Annotated in this window: 13 protein-coding genes; all 13 read left to right on the top strand. The window is 63.7% G+C overall.

The genetic code is table 11. The features are described 5' to 3' along the window. The first annotated feature begins 75 nt into the window (after positions 1–75). Entirely contained in the window at positions 76–2,955 is a 2,880-nt protein-coding gene (locus ACYVKM_RS10225; RefSeq protein ID WP_460877482.1) for a sensor domain-containing phosphodiesterase, read from the top strand. Positions 2,956–3,071: 116 nt separating this feature from the next. Further along, complete coding sequence (locus ACYVKM_RS10220; protein WP_460877481.1) at positions 3,072–3,425, top strand: PilZ domain-containing protein; 354 nt, start codon at positions 3,072–3,074, stop codon at positions 3,423–3,425. Positions 3,426–3,700: 275 nt separating this feature from the next. Then, entirely contained in the window at positions 3,701–4,057 is a 357-nt protein-coding gene (ndhC, locus tag ACYVKM_RS10215) for an NADH-quinone oxidoreductase subunit A (RefSeq protein ID WP_460877480.1), read from the top strand. After that, positions 4,048–4,605: a NuoB/complex I 20 kDa subunit family protein gene (locus ACYVKM_RS10210; protein ID WP_077555618.1), complete on the top strand. Its 558-nt coding sequence runs from the start codon at positions 4,048–4,050 to the stop codon at positions 4,603–4,605. The genes ndhC and ACYVKM_RS10210 overlap by 10 nt, the downstream gene beginning before the upstream one ends. A 9-nt stretch (positions 4,606–4,614) precedes the next feature. Then, entirely contained in the window at positions 4,615–5,343 is a 729-nt protein-coding gene (locus ACYVKM_RS10205; RefSeq protein ID WP_460877479.1) for an NADH-quinone oxidoreductase subunit C, read from the top strand. Between the two features lie 2 nt (positions 5,344–5,345). After that, positions 5,346–6,599 (top strand): NADH-quinone oxidoreductase subunit D, encoded by a 1,254-nt coding sequence (locus ACYVKM_RS10200; protein WP_460877478.1) that lies wholly within the window; start codon positions 5,346–5,348, stop codon positions 6,597–6,599. A 21-nt stretch (positions 6,600–6,620) separates the two neighbouring features. Then, positions 6,621–7,148, top strand: a complete 528-nt coding sequence (gene nuoE, locus ACYVKM_RS10195; RefSeq protein ID WP_460877477.1) for an NADH-quinone oxidoreductase subunit NuoE — start codon at positions 6,621–6,623, stop codon at positions 7,146–7,148. Beyond that, the gene (gene nuoF, locus ACYVKM_RS10190; protein ID WP_460877476.1) at positions 7,148–8,485 is read left to right on the top strand and encodes an NADH-quinone oxidoreductase subunit NuoF; all 1,338 of its coding nucleotides are present in this window, start codon (positions 7,148–7,150) and stop codon (positions 8,483–8,485) included. Before nuoE ends, nuoF begins: the two co-directional genes overlap by 1 nt. After that, positions 8,482–10,809 (top strand): NADH-quinone oxidoreductase subunit NuoG, encoded by a 2,328-nt coding sequence (nuoG, locus tag ACYVKM_RS10185; protein WP_460877475.1) that lies wholly within the window; start codon positions 8,482–8,484, stop codon positions 10,807–10,809. Before nuoF ends, nuoG begins: the two co-directional genes overlap by 4 nt. Before the next feature lie 5 nt (positions 10,810–10,814). Further along, positions 10,815–11,843 (top strand): NADH-quinone oxidoreductase subunit NuoH, encoded by a 1,029-nt coding sequence (gene nuoH, locus ACYVKM_RS10180; protein ID WP_460877474.1) that lies wholly within the window; start codon positions 10,815–10,817, stop codon positions 11,841–11,843. 8 nt (positions 11,844–11,851) lie between these two features. Then, positions 11,852–12,343, top strand: a complete 492-nt coding sequence (nuoI, locus tag ACYVKM_RS10175; protein ID WP_460877473.1) for an NADH-quinone oxidoreductase subunit NuoI — start codon at positions 11,852–11,854, stop codon at positions 12,341–12,343. Between the two features lie 8 nt (positions 12,344–12,351). Then, positions 12,352–13,002: an NADH-quinone oxidoreductase subunit J gene (locus ACYVKM_RS10170; RefSeq protein ID WP_460877472.1), complete on the top strand. Its 651-nt coding sequence runs from the start codon at positions 12,352–12,354 to the stop codon at positions 13,000–13,002. Continuing rightward, positions 12,999–13,304, top strand: a complete 306-nt coding sequence (gene nuoK / locus ACYVKM_RS10165) for an NADH-quinone oxidoreductase subunit NuoK (RefSeq protein WP_460877471.1) — start codon at positions 12,999–13,001, stop codon at positions 13,302–13,304. The genes ACYVKM_RS10170 and nuoK overlap by 4 nt, the downstream gene beginning before the upstream one ends. Positions 13,305–13,308 lie beyond the last annotated feature (4 nt).

Genomic DNA, 13,308 nt, shown 5'->3' with positions numbered 1-13,308 from the left:
AATGAATCCCATCGATCACACAAGGGTCAGATCGAGGCAGTAGCGGCCGATTCCATCCACTGGCTGGTCACGCGTATGCACAATCGGGATCAGAAATCGACGCAGGTCGGTGCGGAAGCCGCTGTTGCATCCAGCGAAAGCTTCTATGCGGCACTGTCCGAGATCGGCCAGTTGCTGGTCCGTTCGCTCGATCCGCCGGTGCTTTACGAGGCCGTGATCGAGGTGCTCGAGCGCCGGATCGGCGCACGCTTCGTGATGGTGGGTGAGCTGGATCGCGAAAGCAGCCGGTTCCGTCGGATTGCGCCGGCGCGGCTGGTTCCCGGTACGGAAGATATCTATCCTGAAAGCATGTCGTTCGCCGTCGCGCGGCCGGTGTTTTGGCAGGGTGCGCCGCAGGTGGAAACCGATGTCCGGCACGTATCGGGTCTGGAGATGCTCCGCGCTGCGTACATACGACACGGGGTCGCCGCCGTGATTGCGGTGCCGGTGCTGAAGTTCGGGGAGGTGTGTGCCGCGCTGGCGATACGTTCAACGCACGCCAGCTTCTTTTCCCCGCAGATGATCGAACTGCTGCAGCAGGTTGCAGCAAGCATCGGCCTGGGGCTGGAAGCGCATGGGCAGCGGATGCGGCTGTTGCAGTCAGTGCAGGACGAGGCGCGCCAGCGCTGCGCGCTGCGACTGCTCAGCGAGATGATCAAGCTCGCCACACACAGCGTGGACGAGTCGGTCCTGCTGGCCGAGGCCTGTCGTGTCGCAAGGCGTACCGGCGGCTATCAGGCGGCCTGGATCGGCTTGCTGCAGGATGGCGCCGGCACCATCCTGCAGTTGCGTGCCCATGACGGCGTGGCCAGCGGTATCGGTACGGATGCCCGGCTCGATCTGGCCGATCTCCGGCATGTCGACGATGCGGCCGTGATCGCCATGGCGACGGGACAGGCCCGGATCAGTCACCGGTTGTCATCGGGTCGTGTGGACTGGCCGTTCGTGGCCGGCATGGCGGGGTTGCACGCGGTGCTGGCACTGCCGCTGCGGGTGGACGGAGCGATCATCGGCGTATTCGTGATCGGCGCGGCCGGAGCGGATGCCTTCACCGCCGTCGAGGTCCAGGTCTTCTCGGAGATGACGGTCGAGCTTGGCCTCGGCATCCAGATGCAGCGCGCACGCTCGGCCCGCGTTGCGGCAGAGCAGAATCTGCGGCTCAACCTGCAGCACTTCCGCACCATCCTGTCGAACCAGTACACGGGCATCCTGGTGGTTTCCGAAGACAATCGCGTGAAATTCGCCAACGAGGCCTTCTGCACGCTGTTCGGCTTGTCCGAGACACCGGCCGAACTGGAAGGCCAGCCGGCAGCCGCGATGTATGCGCGCCTGAAGCCGGCTTACGAGGATCCCGAGCGCGAGTGGGCCAGGATCCAGCAGATCCTGGCCCGTGGCGAACCGGTCGAGGGCGAGGAAATTTCGATGCAGAGCGGTCGCACCTTTCTGCGCGATTTCGTGCCGATCAGGATTGATGGTGTGGCGCAGGGACGCCTGTGGCAGCAACGCGACATCACTGAGCAGAAGATGCACGAAGCCCGGGTCGAGCAGCTGGCCTTCTACGATGTGGTCACCGGGCTACCGAATCGGCGTCTGCTGTTCGAAATGCTGGAGCAGACGCTGGCACGGGCCGGCAGGCAGCAATCCCAGCTGGCCGTCGGCGTGCTCGATCTTGACCGTTTCAAGAGCGTCAACGACACGATCGGACATGGCGGCGGTGACCGTGTCCTAGCCGAGGCTGCGGCGCGAATCCTGGGTATGTTGCGCGAAGCCGATGTGCTGGCGCGTTTCGGTGGCGACGAGTTTGCGCTGGTGATCTCCGGTCTCGACAGCCGGGAGCAGCTCGACGTGATCAGCCGCTGTATCCTGCAGGCGCTGCGGGCGCCGTTCAACCTGATGGGCGAACAGCTCTACCTGTCTGCCAGCATTGGCTGGACCCTGTTTCCACTCGACCGCTCCGATGCCGAGGGACTGGTGCGCCACGCCGATCTGGCGATGTATGCAGCCAAGGAGGCGGGCAAGGATCGGGGCGCACTGTACGAACCCGTGATGGAGCTGGAGCAATTGCGGCTGCAGGCGATGCGTGAGCGGATTGCACAGGCGCTGCAACAGTCGCACCTCCAGCTGATGTTCCAGCCAATCGTGTTCATCGACGGCCTGCCCGGCCTGCACGGGGTGGCAGGGATGGAGGCGCTGTTGCGCCTGGATGACACCGGGCAGGAGCTGATCGAGCCCGCCAATTTCATGCACGTGCTGGACGATCCGCAACTGGCGCGACCGATTGGCCGCTACGTACTGGACGAGGCGCTGCGGCGATGCCAGGCCTGGATGCACGAGGGCATCTCGATCCCGGTGTCTGTCAACATCAGTACCCGGCACCTGCTGCATCCGGCATTCTTCAGCGATATCGATGCCGCGCTCGAGGCCTACCCGGACGTGATGGATGTGGGCTTCGGCATCGAGGTAACCGAGACCGGCCCCTCGATGGATCATGCCCACGCAAAAACCGTGATCGAGGAGTGCCGGCGTCGCGGCATCCGCGTCGGCCTGGACGATTTCGGTACGGGCAGTGCGTCGCTGAGCCATATCCAGCAACTGGATATCGAACACATCAAGCTCGACCAGAGCTTCGTGCGGAACATTCTCAGCGACGAGCGCAACATGGCGATTGCCGCAGGTGTCATCACCACCGCGCGCATGCTGGCCAAAACGGTGATTGCCGAAGGGGTCGAGACGGCGGAGCAGGGCGATCTGCTGGCTTCGCTGGGTTGCCATCAGTTGCAGGGTTTCTCGATCTCCCGGCCGTTGGCCGCCGAAGCGGTGCCGACGTGGGTCGCCGGCTGGGTCCCGCCGGCTTCGTGGGGACGGCTGGTGAACGAGCGGCAGTCGCTGCTGACCGGCCAGCCGGACAACACGTGATGTCGCCCCAAGGCAACTGTGTCCGCAGCGATACCACGACAGTGGTGCCGGCGGATCGCAGCGTCTAAGATCAACGCCATCGATCGGGCGGCGGGATCGCTCGGCAGGAGCTCAGCATGAAACCCATGGGCGCCCGTCAGGGCATCATTTCACTGAAAATCAAGGATGCGGCCTCGCTGTACAACGCGTACATGCCGTTCCTCAAGCATGGCGGCCTGTTCGCGCCGACCGCGCAGGCCTATTCACTGGGCGATGAAGTGGTGCTGCTGGTCACCCTGGCCGAAGAAACCGAGCGGTTGTCGGTGGTCGGCAAGGTGGTCTGGATCAGCCCATTGGGTGCTCAAGGCAATCGTACCGCCGGCATCGGCATCCATTTCAACGAGTCGAGCGATGCTGAAGCCGCGCGCAGTCGCATCGAGAACATCCTTGCCGGCACGCTGAACTCCGAGCGCGCCACCCACACCATGTGACGACATCATCACGCCATGGCGGCAGCGCATGGCGATAGTCCGCGTGGTGCTGGCCGTCAAGGCTTGTCGTTGTACCCATGCGCGCTGATACAATGGCGGGATTCGCGAACTCATCTCGCGGAACATCGGACGCTTGCGGCTTCAAGACCTGCAAGCGTGGCTGAGCAGCTCATGGCCGTATCGGCCTGCCGAATCGAAGTCGCCGGACCGTGAGTTGCTGGATTCAAGTCCCCACGGTCACTGATGCGCCTGATGGCGCGGAGGTAAGTTGCATCGTGCTTGCCGAATACTGGCCCGTTCTGTTGTTCATCGGCGTTGCCACCGGCCTCGGCCTGGTATTGCTGGCCGTCGGCCTGCTGGCTGGCCCGAGTCGTCCCGAGGCGGAAAAACTTGCGCCCTACGAGTGCGGCTTCGAGGCATTCGAGGACGCGCGCATGCGCTTCGACGTGCGCTACTACCTGCTCGCCATCCTGTTCATCATTTTCGATCTGGAAATCGCCTTCCTGTTTCCGTGGGCGGTGGTGTTCCAGCAGATCGGCATCATCGCGCTGATCGAGATGGCGCTGTTCCTGCTGCTGCTGGTCATCGGTTTTGCCTACGTGTGGAAGAAGGGAGCACTGGAATGGGAGTGATCTCCTCCATCGACAAGGTGATGCATAACCCGCAGCCACTGAACCTTGTCGACGATATCCTGCGGCCGGCCGGCGACAACCCGGTGGTGCAGCGCGGCTTCGCCACCACCAGCGTCGACGCGCTGATGAACTGGGCACGTACCGGTTCGATGTGGCCGATGACGTTCGGCCTGGCCTGCTGCGCGGTCGAGATGATGCATGCCGGCGCCGCGCGACTGGATCTGGATCGCTATGGCGTGATCTTCCGTCCCAGCCCGCGCCAGTCCGACGTGATGATCGTGGCCGGTACCCTGGTCAACAAGATGGCCCCGGCGCTGCGCAAGGTCTACGACCAGATGCCCGAGCCGAAGTGGGTGATCTCGATGGGTAGCTGCGCCAATGGCGGCGGCTACTACCACTATTCCTATTCGGTGGTGCGCGGTTGCGACCGCATCGTGCCGGTGGACATCTACGTGCCGGGCTGCCCGCCCACGGCCGAAGCCTTGATCCACGGCATCCTGCAGTTGCAGAAGAAGATCCGCCGCACCAGCACCATCGCGCGTTCGTGAGGCCCTGATATGTCCGACACACCTGCGACCTCGCTGGCCGAACGCCTGGCTGCGCGATTCGGCGACACGCTGACCATCAGTACGCAGCGCAACGAAATCACCGCCGAGCTGGCCGCTGCCGACCTGATCGCGGTGGCCATCGCATTGCGCGACGAGCCGGACTTCCGCTTCACCGAACTGGTCGACCTGTGCGGCGTCGACTACCTCGGCTACGGCCAGACCGAATGGGAAACCGATACCGCCGGTGGCGACGGTTTCTCGCGTGGCGTGGAAGGCCAGGCGATGGGTCGTTTCGACTGGGCCGGACGTCCGCGCGGCAATAACGAGCCGCGCCGCTTTGCCTCGGTGGTCCATCTGCTGTCGATCGAACACAATCGGCGCCTGCGCCTGCGCGTGTTCTGCGCGGACGACAGCATGCCGGTGGTGCCGTCGCTGACCCTGGTGTGGCCGGGCGTGAACTGGTTCGAGCGCGAGGCGTTCGACCTGTACGGCATCATCTTCGATGGCCATCCGGACCTGCGCCGCATCCTCACCGACTACGGTTTCGTCGGCCATCCGTTCCGCAAGGACTTCCCGCTGATCGGCAATGTCGAAGTGCGCTACGACCCCGAGCAGAAGCGGGTGATCTACGAGCCGGTGTCGATCGAGCCGCGTGTGCTGGTACCGCGCACCATCCGCAACGACGCCGACCTGATGCAGGCCAAGGCCGAAGCCGCCGACCACTGGCGGGAGAATTGAGCATGCAGGAAATCCGCAACTACACGATGAACTTCGGCCCGCAGCATCCGGCCGCACACGGCGTGCTGCGCCTGGTGATGGAGATGGACGGCGAGACCATCGTCCGTGCCGATCCGCACGTGGGCCTGCTGCATCGTGGCACCGAGAAGCTGGCCGAGTCCAAGCCGTTCAACCAGTCGATCGGTTACATGGACCGGCTCGACTACGTCTCGATGATGTGCAACGAGCACGCTTATGTGAAGGCGATCGAGAACCTGCTGGGGATCGAGGCGCCGGAACGTGCGCAGTACATCCGCACCATGTTCGACGAGATCACCCGCATCCTGAACCACCTGATGTGGATCGGCTCGAACGCGCTCGATCTCGGTGCGATGGCTGTGTTCCTCTACGCGTTCCGTGAGCGCGAGGAGCTGATGGACGTGTACGAGGCGGTGTCGGGCGCGCGCATGCACGCGACCTACTACCGTCCCGGCGGCGTCTACCGTGACCTGCCGGCGCAGATGTCGCAGTACCGCGAGTCGCCGTGGCACAAGGGCAACGACCTCAAGCGCATCAACAGCTGGCGCGAAGGTTCGATGCTGGACTACCTCGAGGCGTTCACCGCCGACTTCCCGTCGAAGGTGGACGAGTACGAAGACCTGCTGACGAACAACCGCATCTGGAAGCAGCGCACCGTCGGCATCGGCGTGATCAGTCCGGAGCTGGCCCAGCAGTGGGGCATGACCGGCGTGATGTTGCGCGGTTCGGGCGTGGCCTGGGACCTGCGCAAGAAGCAGCCGTACGCGAAGTACGCCGAGATGGATTTCGACATCCCGGTCGGCGTCGGCGGCGACTGCTACGACCGTTACCTGTGCCGCGTCGAAGAGATGCGCCAGTCGAACCGGATCATCCAGCAGTGCGTGAAGTGGCTGAAGGCGAATCCCGGCCCGGTGATGGTCGAGAACTTCAAGGTCGCGCCACCGTCGCGGGTCGAGATGAAGGAGGACATGGAAGCCATGATCCATCACTTCAAATTGTTCACCGAAGGCTATTGCGTGCCGGCCGGCGAGACCTACGCCGCGGTCGAGGCGCCGAAGGGCGAGTTCGGCTGCTATCTGGTTTCCGATGGCGCCAACAAGCCGTTCCGCGTGCACCTGCGCGCACCGGGCTTTGCCCACCTGTCATCCATGGACACCATCGTGCGCGGCCACATGCTCGCCGACGTGGTGGCCATGATCGGTACCTATGACCTCGTGTTCGGCGAAGTGGACCGCTGAGCCGGCACGACGGAGAAACGCATGAAAGCCACCGGACATTTCGAGCAGGTCAGGAACGTCGATCCGCTCGTCGTACTCAACGACCATACCCGCCATCACATCGATGAGTGGGTGGCCAAGTTCCCGCCGGATCGCAAGCGCTCGGCGCTGATCCAGGCGCTGTTTGCCGCGCAGGAGCAGAACCAGGGCTTCCTCACCGACGAACTGATCACCGCGGTCGCGAAGTACCTCGACCTGCCGGCGGTGTGGGCCTACGAGGTTTCCAGCTTCTACTCGATGCTCGAGACCAAGCCGGTCGGCCGCAACAATGTGGCGATCTGCACCAACATCTCGTGCTGGCTCAACGGCGCGGAAGGTCTGGTGCGCCACTGCGAGAAGAAGCTCGGCATCAAGACCGGCGAGAGCACGCCGGACGGCCGCGTCTATCTGAAGCAGGAAGAGGAATGCATCGCCGCCTGCGTGTACGCGCCGGCGATGACGGTGAATGGGCATTACCACGAGCGGCTCACCACCGAGAAGCTCGACGAAATTCTGGATGGGTTGAAATAATGGCCGTCGGACCCGCCCCGCAGGAACACCAGGTCGTCTACACGACGCTGCATTTCGACACGCCGTGGTCGATGGACAGCTATCTGCAGGTCGATGGCTACAAGGCGTGGAAGAAGATCCTCGCCGAGAAGCCCGATCCGGCTGCGCTGATCGAGGAAATCAAGAAGAGCAGCCTGCGCGGTCGCGGCGGCGCGGGTTTCCCGACCGGGCTGAAGTGGTCGTTCATGCCGAAAGGCACGATGCAGAAGTACATCCTGTGCAACTCGGACGAATCCGAGCCGGGCACGGCGAAGGATCGCGACATCCTGCGCTACAACCCGCACGCGGTGATCGAAGGCCTGGCGATCGCGTGCTACTGCACCGGTTCGACCGTGGCCTACAACTACCTGCGCGGCGAATTCCATCACGAGCCGTTCGAGCATCTCGAAGCGGCACTGAAGGAAGCCTACGCGGCCGGCCTGCTCGGCAAGAACATCCAGGGCACCGGGCTGGACGTGGACATCCACAACGCACTCGGTGCGGGCGCCTACATCTGTGGCGAGGAAACCGCGCTGATGGAGTCGCTGGAAGGCAAGAAGGGCCAGCCGCGCTTCAAGCCGCCGTTCCCGGCCAACTTCGGCCTGTACGGCAAGCCGACCACGATCAACAACACCGAGACCTATGCCTCGGTGCCGGCGATCCTGCGCAACGGCGCCGACTGGTTTCTCAACCTGGGCAAGCCGAACAATGGCGGGCCGAAGATCTTCTCGGTCTCCGGTCACGTCAACAACCCGGGCAACTTCGAGATCCGTCTCGGCACCTCGTTCAAGGATCTGCTGGCGCTGGCCGGCGGTGTGCGCAACGGCAACCAGCTGAAGGCGGTGATCCCGGGCGGCTCCTCGATGAAGGTGCTGCCGGCCGACGTGATGCTGGAAAGCACGATGGACTACGACTGCCTGCAGAAGGCCGGTTCGGGCCTCGGCTCCGGCGCGGTGATCGTGATGGACGACACCACCTGCATGGTCAGGGTCTGCCAGCGCATCTCGCGTTTCTACATGGCCGAGTCCTGCGGGCAGTGCACGCCGTGCCGCGAAGGTACCGGCTGGATGTACCGCGTGCTCTCGCGCATCGTCGAGGGCAAGGGCACCCAGGACGACCTGCACCGCCTCAAGGCGATTGCCGGCCAGATCGAGGGTCACACCATCTGCGCGTTCGGCGAAGCCGCGGCGTGGCCGGTACAGGGTTTCCTCGCGCGTTTCTGGAACGAATTCGAATACTTCGTGCAGCACGGCCGTTCGATGGTCGATGACAAGCTGGCCGAAGCCAACCCTGCAAATCAGCGTGGAGTTGCTGCATGAGTGCGCAGCCAACCAATAACACCGCGCCCGACCTGATCAATATCGAGGTCGACGGCAAGCCCACGCAGATCCGCAAGGGCGCGATGATCATCGAGGCGGCCGACGCGATCGGTGTCGCGATCCCGCGCTTCTGCTATCACCGCAAGCTGCCGATCGCCGCGAACTGCCGCATGTGCCTGGTCGACGTGGAGATGGGCGGCAAGCTGATGCCCAAGCCGCAGCCGGCGTGTGCTACTCCAGTAGCGGAAGGCATGAAGGTGACGACGCGCTCGGACAAGGCGCTGAAGTTCCAGAAAGACGTGATGGAGTTCCTGCTGATCAACCATCCGCTCGACTGCCCGATCTGCGATCAGGGCGGCGAGTGCGAGCTGCAGGATGTGGCGCTCGGCTACGGTCGCAGCGTGTCGCGCTACACCGAGCGCAAGCGCACCATCGCCGACGAGAACATCGGGCCGCTGGTCGCCACCGAGATGACCCGCTGCATCCAGTGCACGCGTTGCGTCCGCTTCACCAGCGAGATTGCCGGCACCTATGAGCTGGGCGGCATGAATCGCGGCGAGAACCTGCAGATCGGCACGTATATCGGAAAAACGGTAGAAACGGAGCTGTCGGGCAACATCATCGATGTCTGCCCGGTCGGCGCGCTCACCAACAAGCCGTTCCAGTTCCAGGCTCGTGCCTGGGAGCTGATCGCGAAGCCGTCGATCGGCTATCACGATGCGCTCGGCTCCAACCTGTGGCTGCATACGCGCCGCGGCGAAGTGCTGCGTACGGTGCCGCGCGACAACGAATCGATCAACGAATGCTGGCTGTCCGATCGCGACCGCTACAGCCACCAGGGCCTGTACGCGACCGACCGACTCCATGCGCCGGAAGTGAAGCGCAACGGCCAGTGGCAGACGACCACCTGGGAAGATGCGTTGCAGTTTGCCGGTGAGGTGCTTAAGAAGGCGCCGGGCAGCGAGCTGGGCATCCTGGTGCATCCAGCCAGTTCGAACGAGGAGGGCGATCTGTTGATGCGTCTGGCCCGTGGTCTGGGCAGCGCACACGTCGATCATCGACTGCGCCAACTCGACTTTGCCGACAACGCCCTAGCCAGCAGTTTCGCACTGCCGGTTACCGACGTCGCGCAGGTGAAGGCTGCCTTGCTGGTCGGCTCCGATCTGCGTCACGAGATGCCGCTGCTCAACCATCGTCTGCATCAGGCGGTGAAGAAGGGCGCCAAGGTCTATACGGTCAATCCGGCCAGCTTCGATTTCAATTACAGCCTTGCCGGCGAGTCGATCGTCGCGCCGCATGCGCTGGTCGATGCGCTGCTGGCACTGGCCAAGGCGGCCGTGGCCGCTGGCGCAAATGCGCCGGCAGCGCTGGCCGATGCGATCGACGCTGCGACCAGCGATCAGGGCGACAGCGATGCGATCGCTGCGATGAAGTCGGGCAGGGCAGTAGTGATTCTCGGCGAAGCCGCGGTCACGCATCCGCAGGCTTCGTGGCTGCGCGCGCTGGCTCGCTTCATCGCCAACGCCACCGGTGCCGGTTACAACGAACTGCCGGTGGGCGCGAATGCCATCGGTCTGGCCAGGCTCGGCGTGCTGCCGGGCAACGGCGGGCTCGACGCGCAGGCGATGCTGGCCCAGCCGCGCAAGAGCTACGTGCTGTATGGCGTCGAGCCGCCGCATGATTTCGCCGATGGCGCGGCAGCCCTGAAGGCGTTGCGCAGTGCGGAGCAGGTGGTGGCGTTCAGCGCCTACGCCAGCGCTGCGTTGCGCGAAGTGGCCGACGTGATCCTGCCGATCGCGCTGCTACCGGAAATCGACGCGACCCTGGTCAATGTCGATGGTCTGGCACAAGGTGTCAGCGCCGGTGCCAAGGCACCCGGTCAGGGCCGTCCGGGCTGGAAGGTGTTGCGTGCGCTGGGCGGCGCGCTGAAGTTGGCCGGTTTCGAGTTCGACGACTTGGCCGGCCTGCGTGACGGCATCAGCGAACGTGCCGTGGCACCGCGCAGCGGTCTGGCCGCACGCACGGCTGCCGCTGGCCTGACCCGTCTCGCCACCTGGCCGATCTATCGTGGCGATGCGGTGTTGCGTCGTGCCACTGCGTTGAATGCACATCCGCTTAATCGTGCCCCGGCGGTGCGTCTGAATGCGGCTGAGGCACAGCGACTCGGTCTGGCCGCAGGTGCGCAGGTGCGCATCGGCGACGTGCTGCTGCCGCTGGTTGTCGATGTGGCCGTGCCGGATGGCGCGGCGTGGATCGAGGCTGCCCAGGATCTCACCGCCACGCTGCCGCCGTATGGCGCGGCCATCACCTTGAGCAAGGCATAAGCATCATGGCTGATCAACTTATCAACCAGCTCTTGTGGCCGATCATCTACATCCTGTGCATCACGGTGCCGTTGATCATCGCGGTGGCGATGTTCGTGTACTGGGAGCGCAAGGTCATCGGCTGGATGCATGTCCGCATGGGGCCGAACAAGGTCGGCCCGTTCGGCTTGCTGCAGGCGTTCGCCGATGTGGTCAAGCTGCTGATCAAGGAAGTGATCCTGCCGACTAACGCCAACCGGGCGCTGTATTACCTGGCGCCGCTGCTGGCATTGATTCCGGCATTGGCGGCATGGGCGGTGATTCCGTTCAGCAGCAAGATGGTGTTGTCCAACGCGAATGCCGGCGTGCTGTACCTGCTGGCGATGACCTCGATGGGCGTGTACGGCATCATTCTGGCCGGCTGGGCATCCAACTCACGCTACGCGCTGCTCGGCGCGATGCGTTCGGCGGCGCAGGTGATCTCGTATGAACTGGCGATGGGTCTGTGCCTGGTCTGCGTGCTGGTACTGGCCGGCTCGCTGAACCTCACCGATATCGTCAACGCGCAGGCTGGCCACAAGGGCCTGTTCGACTGGTTCTGGCTGCCGCTGCTGCCGGTGTTCGTGATCTATTTCATCTCCGGCGTGGCCGAGACCAACCGCGCACCGTTCGACGTGGCCGAGGGCGAGTCGGAGATCGTCGCCGGCTTCCACGTGGAATATTCCGGTTCGGCCTTCGCGATCTTCTTCCTGGCCGAATACGCCAACATGATCCTGGTCAGCTTCCTGGCCGCGGTTCTGTTCTGGGGCGGCTGGCTGTCGCCATTCCCTGACACCTGGGGCTTCATCGGGCAGGGCGGTTTCATCTGGTTGTTCATCAAGGCCTTCGTGTTCGCCTTCATGTTCCTGTGGTTCCGCGCCACCTTTCCGCGCTACCGCTATGACCAGATCATGCGGCTGGGCTGGAAGGTGTTCATTCCCATCGCCATCGTGTGGGTTCTCGTGGCCGGCTGCATGAAGTACTACGGCCTGGTCAGCATCGGCACGGGGGTCTGAAGAAAGCCATGTCCCGCATCACCCATTATTTCAAGAGCCTGCTGCTGGTCGAGCTGTTCCAGGGCATGGGCCTGACCATGCGTTACATGTTCAAGCCGAAGTACACCGTGCGCTATCCGATGGAGCACATCCCGAAGTCGAACCGCTTCCGCGGCCTGCATGCGCTGCGCCGCTATGCGAACGGCGAGGAGCGCTGCATCGCGTGCAAGCTGTGCGAAGCGGTATGTCCGGCGCTGGCGATCACGATCGATTCGGCACCGCGCGAGAGCGACGGCCAGCGCCGTACCACGCGCTACGACATCGATCTGTTCAAGTGCATCTTCTGCGGCTTCTGCGAGGAGAGCTGCCCGGTCGACTCGATCGTCGAGACCAGCATCCACGAGTATCACTTCGAGCATCGCGGCGAGAACGTGGTGACCAAGCAGCAGTTGCTGGCCATCGGCGACCGCTTCGAGCAGCAGATTGCCGCCGATCGCGCGCAAGACGCGGCGTACCGCTGAGGCCAACGATGAATCCCCAACTGTTCCAACTCATCTGTTTCTACGCCTTCGGTTTCGTCACCGTGGCTGCCGCGCTGTCGGTGATCACGTTGCGCAACACGGTGCACGCGGTGCTGGCGCTGGTACTGACCTTCTTCAGCGCGGCCTGCCTGTGGATGCTGATTGATGCCGAATTCCTGGCGCTGGCGCTGATCGTGGTCTATGTCGGCGCGGTGATGGTGCTGTTCCTGTTCGTGGTGATGATGCTCGACCTCGACCAGGAAAAGATGCGCGAGGGTTTCGTCAAATTCCTGCCGGTCGGCCTGATCGTGGCTGCGGCGATGCTGGTGGAGATGCTTGGCCTGATCGGTGTACGCGCGATGCATACGCAAGTCATGGGACCCGATCCGGCTGCCGTGGCGGGTACTTCCAATACGGCATGGCTCGGCCATGCGCTGTACACGCAATATCTGCTGCCGTTCGAGGTTGCTGCCCTGATCCTCACCGTGGGTGTGGTGGCGGCGGTGGTGCTGACCCTGCGCCAGCGCGGTGATGCGCGGCATGAGTCGGCCAGCCAGCAGGTCAAGGTCAACCCGCGTGACCGCGTCCGCATCGTGAAGATGGCGGCCGAGCGTCCCGTCGACGAAACGCCGGTCCCGTCGCAGGAGTCCAAATCATGATCACGCTCTCGCACTACATCGTGCTCGGCGCCGTGCTGTTCTGTATCGCCGTCGCCGGCCTGTTCATCAACCGCAAGAACGTGATCGTGCTGCTGATGTCGATCGAGCTGATGCTGCTTGCAGTGAACACGAATTTCATCGCGTTCTCGCGCTTCCTCGGCGACGTGTCGGGGCAGGTGTTCGTGTTCTTCATTCTTACCGTGGCCGCGGCGGAAGCTGCCATCGGCCTGGCGATCCTGGTGCTGCTGTTCCGCAATCGCAGCACGATCAATATCGCCGATATCGACAGCATGAAGGGTTGATCCG

Source organism: Rhodanobacter koreensis (assembly GCF_054782855.1).
Note: the sequence above shows the minus strand (reverse complement) of the source record. Positions and strands in the feature narration are given on the sequence as shown.